Here is a 16,306-nt window from a genome sequence, read left to right on the forward strand (position 1 = left end):
TTGCTAGTTCCGTGTCTATGTGAATGTATAGTATACCATTTAGTACGTCGTTATTTCCCGAGGCAGAATTGTGAAAACAGTTGATTGATCAAACTGTCCTGGACGGTATCCCCAACAATCTCACCGAGAAGTTCCCATGTACGCGTTACATCGATTTGGATCATATCGATTGGTACATGCGCTTCTGCAGCGGATATAGCGTCTTGGATCGTTTGATGAGCTTTGTGAAGGAGTGCGATATGACGAGCGTTTGACACATAGGTAAGATCCCCTGCTTCGAGCGTCCCTTCAAAGAAGAGCTTCGCAATGGATTCCTCCAGTTCGTCGATCCCTTGTTCTTCGAGTATCGATGTCGTGACAATTGTGCCTGTACCAGCAAGCTCATTCACTTGCTGCATCTCGATTTGTTGCGGCAAATCGGTTTTGTTAATGACGACAATGACGTCCATCCCTGCTGTCGCTTCAAAGAGACGTTTGTCCTCTTCCGTTAGCTCTTCAGCACCATTTAACACGAGTAGTATCAAATCCGCCTCTTTCAACACTTGGCGAGATCGTTCCACACCGATTCGTTCAACAATGTCTTCCGTTTCCCGAATTCCAGCTGTATCGACAAGTCGTAAAGGGACTCCTCTAACGTTGACGTATTCTTCGATTATATCACGTGTCGTTCCTGCGATATCGGTAACAATCGCTTTATTCTCCTGAACAAGGCTGTTGAGTAAAGAGGATTTTCCTACGTTCGGTCTTCCGACAATAACTGTTGAGAGACCTTCTCGGAGAATCTTTCCTTGGGATGAAGTGCGAAGTAATTTCTCAATCTCTTCCTTCACCCAAGTCCCTTTTTCAATCATCAATGGAATGGTCACTTCTTCGACATCGTCATACTCTGGATAGTCGATATTTACTTCGACTTGTGCCAACGTTTCCAGAAGAGCTTGTCGCAATTCACCAATCAACCTGGAAAGTTTCCCTTCCATTTGGTTCAACGCGACATTCATGGCGCGATCCGTTTTTGCACGAATTAAATCCATGACAGCTTCTGCCTGGGATAAATCGATGCGCCCATTTAAGAAGGCGCGTTTTGAGAACTCACCTGGTTCAGCAAGGCGAGCTCCATTTTTCAACACAAGGTTGAGGACACGGTTGACTGCCACCACACCGCCGTGACAGTTTATTTCGACCACATCTTCACGCGTGAATGTTTTAGGAGCTTTCATGAGTGAAACCATGACTTCTTCCACCACTTCACCTGAAGCTGGCTCTACCAAGTGCCCATAATGAATTGTATGTGACGGTTCTTCCACAAGTTTTTTTCCTGAGGGAGACCGAAAAATGAGATCTGCAATGCCGATAGCCTCATCTCCACTTAGTCGGACGATGGCAATAGCCCCTTCCCCCATCGGAGTCGAAATAGCAGCTATAGTATCAAAATGCACGTTCTTCACCTTCCTAACTGTAATTACCCACATGTGGATAACCCGTTTTGACATGACTATCTAACATCTTATACTACCACAAATTCACCATTTCTCCTAGCCGCTAAACAAAAAAATGTGGATAACTTATTACTAAAGCGGAGGGCGCTTGCTCAGCCCCGACAAGCGCTGGAGGAATTGACAAAAGGTGCTTTTTACCTTTTGGTCAATTTCGAAGCGACTCGAGTGGCTAGCGCCCGGAGTCTGGATGACACAAAAGCGGAGGGCGCTTGCTCAGAGGTTCGCAGTCTAAATACGCGACATCCTGTCGCAACGACTGCATGACCAGCTTCCTGCTGGCCTCAGGCATAAGGCAAAGATGCGAAGTGGCGTTCTTTGCCACACAGCAGCTTCACCTTATGACCCGAGCATCTAGCGCCCGGAGTCTGGACGATGCTAAAGCGGAGGGCGCTTGCTTAGCCCCGACAAACGCTGGTGAAATGAAAAAATTTCAAAAAAGATACGGTTTATTAATAGAGGTTAACCATCTAAATGTATTTATTACATAGATACATTAGATAGTAAGTCCTAAAATGGTTATTAGAATTGATAAAGTGAACGATAGGATACATAAAGTGATCGATAGAATTCAAAAAATGATCGATAGAAGCCACAAAAGTGATCGATAGAAACTGAATATGATTAATACTTCCTTCTTTTTTTAAAGACCACATTAAAACTCAAAAATATCTTTAAATATGAACATCAAAAAAACCTCCAAAACGCGATTTTCACACGTTTTGGAGGTTCTATGCATCAATTCATCGGCTCGATGACTAAATAACGATTCGGATCTGTGCCTTCTGAATACGTTTCGATGTCTAATCGATTGGATAATGCATTATGAATGATCTTTCTTTCATAGGATGGCATCGGTTCAAGCTTTACTTTTCTTCCGTTTCGTACGGCTTGATCGGCCATTCTTTCTGCAAATTGTTCCAATGATTGCTCTCGGCGTTCTCTATAATCACCAACATCCAGTCGTACAACTTTGAATTGCTCTGAGAATTTGTTTGTAATGAGTTGCGCCAATTGCTGCAACGCATTCAATGTTTGTCCCCTTTTTCCGATGAGGAACGCGGCTTTTTCACTTTCGAGTTGGAACGTGATGTATTTCCCGTCCTGCTCATAGTTAACGACCAGGTCATCAATGCCCATTTCATTAGCAATGGCCACTACATACGATTTAGTTTCATGAATGGCTACTTCATCGGATACTTTTGAGGAATCTTGTACTTCAAGAACAATTTCCTCTTCAAATCGTTCTTCAATTGGTTGTTCAACTTCGAGTTGTTCAGGTTCTACAATAGTCACTTTCTCATCGGTGTCTGTTTCGTTATTGTCCTCTACATGTGGTTCATTTACAGTGACAATGACTTCCGCATCTTTTGCTCCGAAACCAAGAAACCCTTTTTTACCGCTTTCTATTACTTCCACATTCACTTGTTCACGCGTCAAACCGAGTTCTTGCAGAGCCGCTTCTATTGCTGCGTCTACTGTCGCTCCCTTTCGCGTTATCTTGTTCATTTCTTTTTCCCTCCCGTTTTTACAGGGACCACTTCTTTTTTCTTGAAGGGTTTGTAAATGAAGATATTTTGGATGATTGAAATGATGTTACCGATAACCCAATAAAGTGCAAGTGCTGCTGGTAAGAATGTACCGAAAATAATAATCATGAAAGGCATAATGTACATCATGATTCTCATTTGTGGATTATCCATTGCAGGGCCTGTCCGTAATACTGCAAATTGCATGAGACCTGCCACAATCGCAAGGGTAATACTTGGTGCAGCTAGTTCAAACCAAAGGAAATTTCCGATATTGATTTCTGGTGTTGCATTCATTCTGCTAATTGCGTGATATAGACCAATAATGATCGGCATCTGAATCAAAACTGGTAGACAACCTGCTGCAGGATTAATTTTCTGCTCTGTCATCAGTTTTTGCATTTCTTCACGGTACTTTTGTTGTGTAACCGCGTCTTTAGATTTGTATTTCTCTTTTAAGCCTGTAAGTAGAGGTTGCATCTCCTGCATCCGTTTTGAGCTTTGTGCCTGCTTAATCATTAACGGCAAGAGAATTAAGCGGATAATAATTGTAACGGCAATGATTCCGAAGCCATATGTCCCGAGTAATTCTTTAAATGTGACAATTAATGATACAATTGGCCAAACGATATATTTATTCCAGAAGCCTTCACTTGTTTCATAAATAGGCTCATTGAATTCTGTACACCCGGCCAAAAATACGGATAACACGGTTAACATGAGTATTAATAAGGATTTCTTTTTCAAGTCGTTTCCCCCAAAATTTTTACTATCCAGTCCATAGATAGTTTCAGTTTATCATGAACATTTGTAACGTTCTACTTCTTACTGTGTGATCTGCTTCATTTAAATGCTTTTGCAATTTTTAACACGTGTTGCAAACTTTTTTTCGTTTCATGGAAATCCAATGTGGCCGCCTGATGTCTGGCGATAATAACATAGTCGGTATCATTTTTAATGTCGTCTTTCATTTCCAAAAAAGATTGGCGTATGTATCGTTTAATCCGATTACGTGTTACGGCATTCCCTAGTTTCTTCCCGACAGACAACCCGATCCGGAATTGCTGTTGCTTGTCTCTTCTATAGGAATAAACAACAAATTGCCGATTTGCAACGGATTTACCTCTTTTAAATACCTTCTGAAAATCTTCGTTCTTTTTTATCCGTTGTTCCTTCTTCAATATACTGCACCTCCAAAATACACGTCCTTTAATCATGCCCTTTTTTCATTACTTTAACGGATTTGTTTCTACTTTAATTCGTATGAGTTTGAGTTCAGCTAACAGCTAGTTGTGACAAGAAGTTAAAAGCAAAGTGCGCCTCTTCCTCTACTTCTCCTCTTTAAATAGGATGTTCAAGTCCCGAGATTGCACAAAACGTGGCGTCTTTAGTCGGTCTGCGCCAGTCGCGCCTAAACACCACCCTCCGCTTTTGTTCTTTCGTTATATAAAAAAAAACCACTGGGGTACAGTGGTCTTAAGCTGAAAGCACTTTTCTTCCTTTGCGACGACGAGCAGCGAGAATATTACGTCCGCTTTTTGAGCTCATTCTTGAACGGAAGCCGTGAACTTTACTACGTTTACGTTTATTTGGTTGGAATGTACGTTTCATTTTAAAGACACCTCCTGCATTGTCCCTTTACAATCTGACAGTCTTGAACAGTATAAATGCCTTTACTTATAATGTCAATCATTTTTTCACTCATACTTTTTTTCAGTTTGTATCTGTTACTTTCATTTATCGACAAAAAAATCTACGGTTCGATTGTGGAATTGGGTTATCCACAGTTTCAAATTCATCTCAGGTCATAATTTGTTTATAGAATTTTTTTCGGTATTTTTTATGCACAACCCTTATCTACACCTTTTACACATATGAAAAGCTGTGGATAACGTTTTTCTCCACAATTGTCGCTATTGTTAATAACTCATAGAATCCCTTGTGTTTGTTGTAGTTTCTTGTTACAATGTATAGGATTTTGCTGTTAATAAACATAAACCGACTTTTTCTTATCCACAATTGTTAATAGGTTGTGGATAATTTTTTCAACACTTTTGGATATTTGTTATCCACACAGCTGATTTGTGTGTATAATACATATTCCTGTGTTTTTTATTTTGTCAGTAAAGGAGGCCCACGAGTGGATCAGCTAGATAAATTATGGGACAGTGTATTGTCGAAAATTGAAAACCGTATTTCCAGACCCAGTTTTGAAACTTGGTTGAAATCGACGAAATTGCTGTCCTACGGAGATGAGAATGTTACGATTGCTGTTCCAAATTCGTTTGCGAAGGATTGGCTCGAAACACATTATGTACATTTGATAACGGGTATTCTTTCAGATTTGACCGGCGAAGATCGTTTTATACATTTTGTCGTCCCAAAAGATATGGAAGAAAGCGATTTCCCTGTGCCTAAGGCAACTGTTCAGCAAGTGGAGAAAGCTCCAGTTCAATCGGCATCAGTAATGTTAAATCCTAAATATACATTTGATACATTTGTAATAGGTTCAGGGAATCGGTTCGCCCATGCTGCATCGCTTGCAGTAGCGGAAGCGCCCGCAAAATCGTATAATCCCCTATTCATTTATGGAGGGGTAGGACTAGGTAAAACCCACCTCATGCATGCAATCGGGCATTATATTATGGAACAAGATCCGACTGCTAAAGTTGTTTATTTATCGTCGGAGAAATTTACGAATGAATTCATTAATTCCATTATGAATAACAAGGCCGGCGAATTTAGAAATCAATATCGGAACGTGGATGTCCTATTAATAGACGATATTCAGTTCATTGCAGGAAAAGAACAGACACAAGAGGAATTTTTCCATACTTTTAATACGCTTCATGAAGAATCGAAACAAATTATCATATCAAGTGATCGTCCACCAAAGGAGATTCCAACACTGGAAGACCGCTTGCGTTCGCGCTTTGAATGGGGATTAATAACGGATATTGCTCCACCTGATTTAGAAACACGTATCGCCATCCTTCGTAAGAAAGCGAAAGCAGATGGACTGATCGATATTTCTGATGAAGTGATGTTGTACATTGCCAATCAAATTGATTCCAACATACGTGAATTAGAAGGCGCGCTTATTCGGGTTGTCGCTTACTCTTCACTCGTCAATATGGATATAACGACTGACCTAGCTGCAGAAGCATTGAAAGATATCATACCGAATTCACGTCCTAGAACTGTTACCATTTTGGACATTCAAAAAGCTGTCGGGGAGCATTATAGTGTACGTCTTGAAGACTTTACAGCAAAGAAAAGAACGCGTGCAATCGCTTTTCCTCGTCAAATTGCGATGTACCTATCGCGTGAACTGACTGATTCGTCCTTGCCTAAGATCGGGTCGGAATTTGGGGGCCGCGATCATTCAACTGTTATTCATGCGCATGAAAAAATCTCCCAACAAATGAAAGAAGATCAAAACTTGCAGCAAGATATACAAGATATTCGAAATGCATTAGGTCGCGGCTAAGTTAGTGGTCGTTGTCTGACGGCATACCTGTAAAAGACGGACAAGCCCACATGTGTATAACTATAAAAATTCGCTACAAGCTATGAACACTTTATGCACATGTGAATAGCTTTTGTAAATCTAGCATTCTCAGGCTTATCCACATTTCCACAGCCCCTATTACTATTACTATCTTTATTAATAACTAATTAATTATATAAGCGAGGGTGCAGAATGAAATTTGAAATAATGCGAGACTGGTTGCTCGAAGGATTGAATGACGTCATGAAAGCAATCAGTCAAAAAGTAGCAAACCCGATATTGACTGGGGTAAAAATCGAAGTAAATGATAAAGGATTGACAATGACCGGTAGTGATTCGGATATTACGATTTGTACGTTCATTCCTGTTGAAGAAAATGGTGAACAAATCATCCGCGTCATTGAATCAGGTTCAATCATTCTTCAAGCAAAAGTTTTTAGTGAAATTGTACGTAAACTTCCTACAAATGATGTCACGATTGAAGTTGAAAATGGTTTGCAAACACATATTCAGTCAGGTAAATCTGAATTCCACTTAATTGGTTCAAGTACAGATGACTATCCTGTGCTACCTAATGTGAAGGATGAATACCGTTTTTCCTTACCATCTGATTTGATGAAATCAATTATTCGGGAAACCGTGTTTGCTGTGTCCCAACAAGAAACTCGTCCAATTCTTACGGGAGTACATTGGGAAACAATTGACGAAAAACTTGTATGCGTTGCAACAGACAGCCACCGACTTGCTCGCCGTGAAATCGTTCCTGAAAACATGCCTGAAAGTGCCTTCAGTGTTGTGATTCCAGGGAAAAGTTTGCAAGAGTTGAACAAAATTTTAGAAGACAATACAGAACTTGTAGATATTGTTATCGCTGATCAGCAAGTACTGTTTAAATCTCGAAATGTCTTGTTCTACTCCAGATTATTGGAAGGTAATTATCCAGACACTTCTCGTTTGATTCCAGCTGAGCACAAAACGACTGTACATGTGAATGGCCGCCAATTGCTGCAAGCGATTGACCGAGCTTCATTACTTGCTCGTGAAGAACGAAATAACATTGTCCGTTTCTCAGCTGATGGAGGAAAAATCATTGAGATCTCTTCCAATTCACCAGAAATCGGTAAAGTTGAAGAGTCGATTGAAGCAATTGATGTAAACGGCGAAGATTTAAAAATATCCTTTAGTGCAAAATATATGATGGACGCCTTAAAAGCGATTGATGCGCAAGATATCGCCATTCACTTTACAGGTGCAATGCGCCCATTCATTTTGAAATCCACTGATAGCGACTCAATTTTACAATTAATTCTTCCGGTCAGAACTTTTTAATTCAGTACAGCGGAAATACGCAGCAAGCGGCATGTAAATAATGCTCGTTTGCTGCTCTTTTTTAATTTTTTACAAATAACTTCCCTAAAGCCTCAGAAGATCCAAATAGGTGTCCAATGAACGGATCAAAATAATCTATAACTAGAAGGACATCAGCGTTAAATATTTACTTATCCACATGTTGACAAGTCTAAAAGGTTGAATTTGTCCTGTTTTTTATCAAAATCTGAGCCCCCCTTTTACTTACTGAGCAAAGTTCGGTAAAATAGAAGGACAGACTACGAAGTGAAGGAATGAAACGAATGGAAGAGATTAGAATTGACACATCGTTCATAACGCTTGGCCAGTTGCTAAAAATGACCGACGTCATTAGCTCTGGTGGCATGGCTAAATGGTTTTTGGAAGAACATACTGTTTACTTGAATGGCGAAGAAGAGCGTCGGAGAGGTAAAAAAGTATATGACGGTGATGTTGTAAATATACCAGGATCCGGCAGGTATAAAATTGTTTCTACAGTAGACGGTCATTCAGATGTTCATTGAACGACTTGCCTTAACAGATTATCGAAATTATTCTTCTCTAACATTGAATTTTTCCCCTCAAATCAATGTCCTAATCGGTGAAAACGCCCAAGGTAAAACGAATATCATGGAAGCCATCTATGTATTGTCGATGGCAAAGTCGCATCGGACAGCAAATGATCGTGAACTTATACGCTGGGAGCAAGAGTATGGTAAAATAGAAGGGGACGTCCAACGCAAATATGGACGGTTACCGCTAGAATTGACCATTTCTAAAAAAGGCAAGAAAGCTCGCGTCAATCATTTGGAACAAAACCGTCTGAGTCTTTACATCGGTCAATTGAATGTTGTCATGTTTGCACCAGAAGATTTGAATCTTGTAAAAGGCAGTCCGCAAGTCCGTAGAAGGTTTTTAGACATGGAGATCGGCCAAATCTCTCCAGTCTACTTACATGACTTGCTTACGTTTCAAAAGATTCTTAAACAGCGAAATGCCATTTTAAAAGATAACCGCGGTAAAATGGATTTTACGGACGTCATGTTCGATATTTATACAGAACAATATATTCAAATTGCTGTTCAATTGATTCGAAAACGATTCTACTTTGTCGAACTGCTTCAAAAATGGGCAGAACCGATTCACAAAGGGATTTCGCGAGGACTTGAACAGTTAAAAGTGTCATATGGCACTTTAAAAGAGTTGGATTCTGGGCAGACTACTGAACAGATGGAAGAAATATTCAGCCAGAAATTACAGGAATCGAGACGTCGTGAATTGGATCGTGGGATGACTTTGATCGGACCGCATCGAGACGATCTCCATTTTTTTGTGAATGGCTACGATATACAGACGTATGGATCGCAGGGGCAGCAACGAACGACTGCGCTGTCCCTAAAACTTGCGGAAATCGATCTCGTAAAACAGGAAGTCGGCGAAACCCCTGTCCTTCTGTTGGACGATGTCCTATCGGAACTAGACGATTACCGTCAGTCTCATCTGTTGAACACCATGCAAGGTCAAGTGCAGACATTTGTAACGACGACTAACATTGCTGGTTTAGACCACGAAGCGATACGTAACGCTAAACTGTACAACGTTTCAGCAGGACAAGTGGCAAAAGAAGAATGACGTCGGATTCACGAGTTCCAACAGCACGTCTGCACAAATGAATAAAGCTTAACGATGATTGATGTTCGGAAAGGAAAGGTGAACATTTTGGCTATGGAAGAAAAAGAATTACAGACAGCTTATGATGCGAATCAGATACAAGTTCTTGAAGGCTTAGAGGCTGTCCGTAAACGTCCGGGCATGTACATCGGTACAACGAGTTCGCGAGGGCTACACCATCTTGTATGGGAAATTGTCGATAATAGTATTGACGAAGCTTTGGCGGGTTATTGTGACCACATTGAAGTAACAATTGAAAAAGATAACTGGATTCGTGTAGATGATAATGGGCGTGGTATCCCCGTAGGCATCCAAGAATCCACAGGCCGACCGGCTGTTGAAGTAATTATGACGGTTCTTCACGCAGGTGGAAAATTCGGTGGTGGAGGTTACAAAGTTTCAGGAGGCTTGCACGGTGTAGGTGCATCAGTCGTCAATGCCCTATCTGAATACACAGAAGTGTATGTGCGCCGCGATGAAAAAGTTCATGCCATCACATTTGAGCGAGGTGTCGTGACGAAAGAGCTTGAAGTGATCGGAGAAACAGACGAGACAGGAACGCGCATCCGTTTTAAAGCTGACCCTGAAATCTTTTTGGAGACAACGGTCTATGAATATGAGATTTTAGCCCATCGCTTACGAGAGCTTGCTTACTTGAATAGAGGATTACGCATTTCGATTACGGATGAACGTGAAGAAGAAAAGCGTGTTGACACTTTCCATTACGAAGGCGGCATTAAATCTTACGTTGAGCATTTGAATAAAAACAAAGAACCGATTCATGAAGATCCGATTTTCATAGAAGGTGAAAAAGATGGGATTTCCATTGAAATTGCGATGCAATATAACAGCGGATTTGCAGAAAATCTGTTTTCATTCGCCAATAACATCAATACGTATGAGGGCGGTACACATGAATCAGGCTTTAAGACTGCATTAACGCGCGTCGTGAACGACTATGCAAGGAAAAATGGAATAATAAAAGAATCTGATCCGAACTTGTCGGGTGACGATGTTCGTGAAGGGTTAACTGCAATTATTTCCGTCAAACACCCTGATCCACAATTCGAGGGACAAACGAAGACGAAGTTAGGAAACTCAGAAGTCAGTACGATTACAAATGCTTTATTCTCAGAAGGATTCCAACGTTTCCTACTCGAGAATCCAATTACTGCACGATTAGTCATCGATAAAAGTCTTATGGCAGCACGTGCACGAATCGCAGCAAAGAATGCGAGAGAATTGACTCGTCGTAAATCCGCTTTGGAAGTTTCAAGTCTACCTGGTAAGTTATCGGATTGTTCATCTCGCGATCCAAAGATTAGCGAGTTGTATATCGTTGAGGGTGACTCGGCAGGTGGTTCAGCAAAGAGTGGTCGTGATCGTCATTTCCAAGCGATCCTGCCGTTACGCGGAAAAATCTTGAACGTAGAGAAAGCCAGATTGGACCGTATTCTTGGAAATGCTGAAATTCGAATGATGATTACAGCACTCGGAACAGGTATTGGCGGCGAATTCGACTTGTCGAAAGCCCGTTACCATAAAATCATCATTATGACCGATGCGGATGTCGATGGAGCCCATATTCGGACGTTACTGTTGACATTCTTCTTCCGCTTCATGCGTCCATTGATTGAAGCAGGATATGTGTATATTGCTCAACCACCACTTTATCGTGTGAAGCAAGGGAAGCATGAGGAGTACTGCTTCGATGAAGAAGAATTGCAAGCGATTTTAGCGCGTCTGTCTACAACGCCAAAACCGGTTATTACACGTTATAAAGGTCTTGGTGAAATGGATGCCACTCAATTATGGGAAACAACAATGGATCCTGAACAACGTACGCTCCTTCAAGTGCAACTCGAAGATGCATTGGATGCAGATACGACTTTTGAGCAATTGATGGGCGATGAAGTGGAGCCAAGACGTAAGTTCATTGAAGAAAATGCGATGTATGTAAAGAACTTAGATGCGTAATCCGTTTTCATAGAGCAGTAAGGGAAATCATCCAACAAGGTAAACCCCTGTTGGACGATTTTTCGGTAAGAAGTAGAACAAACACGAGCACATGGACCTGCCAACAAACAGGGGCATTGTTCAGTTGACAGGCTGTGCAAGAAAAGCGCCTGAGTTGAAAGGAGTTTGACAAAATGGCAGATATGCCTAAACGCGGTGTCCAAGGAATAAACATCAGTACGGAGATGAAAACATCCTTTCTCGACTATGCAATGAGTGTTATCGTCTCTAGAGCCTTACCTGACGTGAGGGATGGATTGAAACCCGTTCACCGTCGTATCCTCTACGCAATGCAAGATCTAGGAAATACTGCAGACAAACCACATAAGAAATCAGCACGTATCGTTGGTGACGTTATCGGTAAGTATCATCCACATGGTGATAGTGCCGTTTACGACACGATGGTCCGGATGGCGCAAGACTTCAACTATCGTTACATGTTGGTAGATGGCCATGGGAATTTCGGTTCCGTTGATGGTGACGCGGCGGCAGCAATGCGTTATACGGAATCTCGGATGTCTCGCATCGCGATGGAATTGCTACGTGATATCAATAAAGACACGATTGACTACCAAGACAACTATGACGGACAAGAAAGAGAACCGATTGTGTTACCGAGCCGGTTCCCGAACTTACTCGTTAACGGAACGTCTGGAATTGCTGTCGGAATGGCAACGAATATTCCACCACATCATATTGGAGAAACAATTGATGGTGTATTAGCGATGGCAGATAATCCCGCAATTACGACTGAAGAATTGATGGAAATCATTCCAGGACCGGACTTCCCAACTGGAGGAATCATTCTTGGAAGAAGCGGAATTCGTAGAGCCTATGAAACGGGTCGCGGTTCCATAGTTATCCGTGGGAAGATCGAAATTGAGCAGCAATCAAACGGTAAAGAAACAATCATCGTCACAGAGTTGCCTTATCAGGTGAACAAAGCACGTTTGATTGAAAAAATTGCTGAGTTGGTCCGCGATAAAAAAATCGAAGGCATTACCCATTTAGCGGATGAATCGGATCGTACAGGTATGCGGATTGTTATCGAAGTGCGTAGAGATGCGAATGTCCATGTATTATTGAACAATTTGTACAAACATACGGCTCTCCAATCAAGCTTCGGGATCAATATGCTTGCACTCGTTGAAGGACAGCCGAAAATATTAGCACTGAAAGAAATTTTACATCATTACTTAGAACACCAAAAAGTAGTTATCCGTAGAAGAACGCAATATGAGTTGAACAAAGCAGAAGATCGTGCACACATTTTAGAAGGTTTGCGGATTGCGCTCGATCATATCGATGAAATTATTGCATTAATTCGTGGATCCAAAACAACAGATGAAGCAAAAACCGGGTTGATGGAACGCTTTAATTTGTCAGAACGTCAATCCCAAGCAATTTTGGACATGCGTTTACAACGATTGACTGGTTTGGAACGCGACAAAATCGAAAATGAATACCAAGAGCTATTAGTACTCATTTCCGAATTACGTGCAATTCTTGCAGATGATCAAAAAGTTGTCGATATTATTCGTGAAGAACTTCTAGAAGTGAAACACCGTTTCGCGGATGATCGCAGGACAGAAATCACGATGGGTGGCGCAGAAATGCTCGAGGATGAAGACCTCATTCCTGTAGAGAACTCTGTGTTGACGTTAACGCATAATGGCTACATTAAGCGCCTACCTGCCAATACGTATCGTAGCCAACGTCGTGGCGGTCGTGGTATTCAAGGAATGGGAACAAATGATGATGATTTTGTTGAGCATTTGTTGAATACCTCCACACATGACACGATCCTCTTCTTTACGAGTAGAGGGAGAGTGTTCCGGAAAAAAGGATACGAAGTGCCTGAATTCAGCCGTACGGCAAAAGGACTGCCAATCATTAATCTTCTAGACTTCGACAAGGATGAAAAAGTTACAGCTATGATTCCTGTCGAGAAGTTTGAAGCGGATAAATACTTGTTCTTTGCTACACGTGAGGGTGTTGTGAAAAGAACGTCTGTAGCCGATTTCGCAAATATCCGTTCAAACGGATTAATTGCCTTAACGTTACGCGACCAGGATGAATTGATTGGCGTTAAAATGACAAACGGCGATCAAAACATTGCCATCGGTACAAGAGACGGCATGCTCATCAAGTTTGACGAACGTGATATCCGTTGCATGGGTCGTACTGCAAGTGGTGTGCGTGGTATCCGTTTACGTGAAGGTGACGTGGCGGTCGGCATGGATACTGTTGCAGAAGGTGATGAAATTCTTGTCGTTACGGAAAAAGGTTTTGGAAAGCGTACGCCTGAAGAGGAGTACCGTATCCAGTCCCGTGGAGGATATGGCCTAAAAACCTTGAATGTCACCGATCGAAACGGTCCACTGGTAGCCATGAAAACAGTAGATGGTACAGAAGATCTGATGCTAATTACGATTCACGGTATTCTCATCCGTATGGACATTGAAGACATCTCTTCCATTGGTCGTAGTACACAAGGTGTTCGTCTAATCCGTCTTGGTGAAGATGAGCACGTAGCAACAGTAGCGAAAGTGGAAAAAGAGCAAGAAGATTCTTATGATAGCGAAAATCATGCAGACACAGAAACTGAGGAACAATCAGTGGACGTAGAAAGCAGCAGTGAAGTGGAAGAAAGCCACGACGAAGAATAAAAAAATATGCTGTGAATGCTTGTCTGTTAACAGACTAAGTAGCATGGTATTCCAAAAGTAAACCCGTGTGAAATCTCCGTAATTTGATTTCACACGGTTTTTTTATTTGATTTGATCATGACGTGGGCAAGTGTAGGAAGTTGAAATTACATAAAACGCACAGTAAAGTGTGAATTACTTTAATGCAGCGGACGATGCCGCAAGGAGTCATTGGGGTATCAAGAAGTGTGTTAGCTGCACATAGGCCTACCGGAAGCTGACAACCGATGAAATGCAATTAAATTTGCACGTTGGTTAAAAAAGACATCTCCAGATCATTTTCATATTTTTCTATCGTTTAATTTTATAAATTGGAGTATGATAGTTCTTAAGAGATATGGGGAAGCGGTGAGACTTTAGAAATGGAAATACTGAAGAATAGTAGTGACTTACGTGCTGGAATCTTGCTAAAAGAAGATGTCTATTCAAAAACGAAGTATCCAATCATGCGCAAAGATACAGAGTTGACGTTAGAACATATTGAAGTCCTTCGAGTTTTTGGTATAAAGAAAGTGTTAGTGGAAGAACGCGTCACCAAAAAAGAAAACGAATCGCTAGCATCTACAATGTCCACACAAGAATTGATGAACGATCTTCCGATGAGTATGTATGTGCTACGTAAACAATATAACGAAACAGTCCGAGACTATAAAAAAGAATTTTTCTATTGGAGAGCTGGTCAAAAACCTGACATAGTAAAAGTGAGAGCATTCACCTTACCTTTAATCGAAAATTTTGTTAAGCAAAAAAAGATGTTAGCTTTATTAAATGAGTTTTCTAATCCGGATGAATATATTTATCACCACTCAGTGGCGGTTGGTATTTTGTCAGCAGCGATTAGTAAACAAATGGGGTATGAAAAGGGGGATATGTTGCAACTAGCAATTGCAGCGACACTTGCGGATTGCGGCATGTCTAAAATTAGTCCTTCTATTTTAGAGAAAACAGCCTTCCTTACAAGAGAAGAATATAGCGAAGTGAAGAAACATACATTGTTCAGTTTAAAAATGGTACAAGAATCCCCGCTACTTCGTCAGGAGATGAAAATAGCCATACTTCAACATCACGAACGATTGGATGGCAGCGGTTATCCAAGAGGCGATAAGTTAGGGGCAGTCTCGCTATTCTCTCAAATTATAGCCGTTGCAGACGTATATCACGCAATGACGTCAGAAAGACTTTATCGGCCAAAACATTCTCCTTTTAAAGTAATTGAAATGATAAAAGAAGAAGAGTTTGGCAAGTTTGACCTTAAAGTAGTAGAGGCTCTTCAGAAACTAGTTGGCGATTTATCAATTGGCACACGTGTAAAGTTGACGGATGGTGAGTTAGGTGAAGTGATGTTCCTCCACCGAGATGCACCCCTCCGACCGATGATTAAAAAAGAAGCAGATGGTTCCATTATTGATTTAACAACACATCGGCACTTGGCGATTGCTAAGATTATTGAGTGAACAGATGGAATGGGTTTGAAATCTACTTTCCATTGGTCTGATATGGAGAGTAGGTTTCAAAAGTTGTTGGTAATAAAAAGCGGAGGATAGTGGATAAATGCTTTCTTTTCTAGGTTTTATATAAAACAAGATATTTATTGAAGAAAAGTATTGCACTGATAATGATATGGTGATATAGTAGATAACGTTGCACTTCCGATAAACGAAAACGACTTGAAAACAGGTTGAAAAACTTTTTTAAAAAAGTTGTTGACATCGAAATGAACAACATGGTATTATATAAAAGTTGCTTCTGAACGAAGCGGCCGAACATGAACCTTGAAAACTGAACAGCAAAACGTCAACAAATAAAGTTCTGAAGCCGACTTGTCGGTGAACGAACAACTCGAATCTTCGGATTCAAAATTGACATCTTAAATGATGCCAGCAAGAAATGAGCTATTCATTTTCTTCTTTTATGGAGAGTTTGATCCTGGCTCAGGACGAACGCTGGCGGCGTGCCTAATACATGCAAGTCGAGCGGATTGAAGGGAGCTTGCTCCCTGATATTAGCGGCGGACGGGTGAGTAACACGTGG

General features: G+C 41.1%; 12 protein-coding genes and 1 rRNA gene. 8 read left to right on the forward strand and 5 right to left on the reverse strand.

All coding sequences use genetic code 11. The annotated features are described in order from the left end of the window. Window positions 1–50 precede the first annotated feature (50 nt). The 5 genes from mnmE to rpmH all read right to left on the reverse strand — a co-directional run bounded on the left by mnmE (window position 51) and on the right by rpmH (window position 4,633). Window positions 51–1,436: a tRNA uridine-5-carboxymethylaminomethyl(34) synthesis GTPase MnmE gene (gene mnmE, locus QT711_RS14265; RefSeq protein ID WP_317945314.1), complete on the reverse strand. Its 1,386-nt coding sequence runs from the start codon at window positions 1,434–1,436 to the stop codon at window positions 51–53. Window positions 1,437–2,231: 795 nt separating this feature from the next. Then, the gene (gene jag, locus QT711_RS14270) at window positions 2,232–3,002 is read right to left on the reverse strand and encodes an RNA-binding cell elongation regulator Jag/EloR (RefSeq protein WP_317945316.1); all 771 of its coding nucleotides are present in this window, start codon (window positions 3,000–3,002) and stop codon (window positions 2,232–2,234) included. After that, window positions 2,999–3,769, reverse strand: a complete 771-nt coding sequence (gene yidC / locus QT711_RS14275) for a membrane protein insertase YidC (protein ID WP_317945318.1) — start codon at window positions 3,767–3,769, stop codon at window positions 2,999–3,001. Before yidC ends, jag begins: the two co-directional genes overlap by 4 nt. 95 nt (window positions 3,770–3,864) lie before the next feature. Then, window positions 3,865–4,203 (reverse strand): ribonuclease P protein component, encoded by a 339-nt coding sequence (rnpA, locus tag QT711_RS14280; protein WP_317945320.1) that lies wholly within the window; start codon window positions 4,201–4,203, stop codon window positions 3,865–3,867. 295 nt (window positions 4,204–4,498) lie between these two features. After that, window positions 4,499–4,633 (reverse strand): 50S ribosomal protein L34, encoded by a 135-nt coding sequence (gene rpmH, locus QT711_RS14285; RefSeq protein ID WP_317945322.1) that lies wholly within the window; start codon window positions 4,631–4,633, stop codon window positions 4,499–4,501. A 529-nt stretch (window positions 4,634–5,162) separates the two neighbouring features. Between rpmH and dnaA the strand changes: the two genes are divergently transcribed. The 8 genes from dnaA to QT711_RS14325 form a co-directional block, all read left to right on the forward strand. After that, entirely contained in the window at window positions 5,163–6,512 is a 1,350-nt protein-coding gene (gene dnaA, locus QT711_RS14290) for a chromosomal replication initiator protein DnaA (RefSeq protein WP_317945324.1), read from the forward strand. Between the two features lie 213 nt (window positions 6,513–6,725). Beyond that, a complete protein-coding gene (gene dnaN, locus QT711_RS14295; RefSeq protein ID WP_317945326.1) occupies window positions 6,726–7,862 on the forward strand; it encodes a DNA polymerase III subunit beta in 1,137 nt (378 codons plus the stop codon). Window positions 7,863–8,164: 302 nt separating this feature from the next. Continuing rightward, window positions 8,165–8,404 carry a S4 domain-containing protein YaaA gene (gene yaaA, locus QT711_RS14300; protein ID WP_317945328.1) on the forward strand — a complete coding sequence of 80 codons (240 nt, stop codon included), beginning with the start codon at window positions 8,165–8,167 and terminating at the stop codon, window positions 8,402–8,404. Beyond that, window positions 8,394–9,512 carry a DNA replication/repair protein RecF gene (gene recF / locus QT711_RS14305; RefSeq protein WP_317945330.1) on the forward strand — a complete coding sequence of 373 codons (1,119 nt, stop codon included), beginning with the start codon at window positions 8,394–8,396 and terminating at the stop codon, window positions 9,510–9,512. The genes yaaA and recF overlap by 11 nt, the downstream gene beginning before the upstream one ends. Before the next feature lie 93 nt (window positions 9,513–9,605). After that, window positions 9,606–11,528, forward strand: a complete 1,923-nt coding sequence (gyrB, locus tag QT711_RS14310; protein WP_317945337.1) for a DNA topoisomerase (ATP-hydrolyzing) subunit B — start codon at window positions 9,606–9,608, stop codon at window positions 11,526–11,528. 173 nt (window positions 11,529–11,701) lie between these two features. Next, window positions 11,702–14,236 (forward strand): DNA gyrase subunit A, encoded by a 2,535-nt coding sequence (gyrA, locus tag QT711_RS14315; RefSeq protein WP_317945332.1) that lies wholly within the window; start codon window positions 11,702–11,704, stop codon window positions 14,234–14,236. 401 nt (window positions 14,237–14,637) lie between these two features. Further along, a complete protein-coding gene (locus tag QT711_RS14320) occupies window positions 14,638–15,729 on the forward strand; it encodes an HD-GYP domain-containing protein (RefSeq protein WP_317945334.1) in 1,092 nt (363 codons plus the stop codon). Between the two features lie 454 nt (window positions 15,730–16,183). After that, window positions 16,184–16,306: ribosomal RNA gene (locus QT711_RS14325) — 16S ribosomal RNA — on the forward strand; the annotation flags it as partial.

It is taken from the genome of Sporosarcina saromensis (assembly GCF_033253735.1).
GTDB lineage: Bacteria > Bacillota > Bacilli > Bacillales_A > Planococcaceae > Sporosarcina > Sporosarcina saromensis.

Coding starts and splice junctions, on each gene's coding strand:
- dnaN (WP_317945326.1), top strand. CDS start 6,726: ATGAAATTTGAAATAATGCGAGACTGGTTGCTCGAAGGATTGAATGAC.
- recF (WP_317945330.1), top strand. CDS start 8,394: ATGTTCATTGAACGACTTGCCTTAACAGATTATCGAAATTATTCTTCT.
- rpmH (WP_317945322.1), bottom strand. CDS start 4,633: ATGAAACGTACATTCCAACCAAATAAACGTAAACGTAGTAAAGTTCAC.
- yaaA (WP_317945328.1), top strand. CDS start 8,165: ATGGAAGAGATTAGAATTGACACATCGTTCATAACGCTTGGCCAGTTG.
- QT711_RS14320 (WP_317945334.1), top strand. CDS start 14,638: ATGGAAATACTGAAGAATAGTAGTGACTTACGTGCTGGAATCTTGCTA.
- jag (WP_317945316.1), bottom strand. CDS start 3,002: ATGAACAAGATAACGCGAAAGGGAGCGACAGTAGACGCAGCAATAGAA.
- gyrB (WP_317945337.1), top strand. CDS start 9,606: ATGGAAGAAAAAGAATTACAGACAGCTTATGATGCGAATCAGATACAA.
- gyrA (WP_317945332.1), top strand. CDS start 11,702: ATGGCAGATATGCCTAAACGCGGTGTCCAAGGAATAAACATCAGTACG.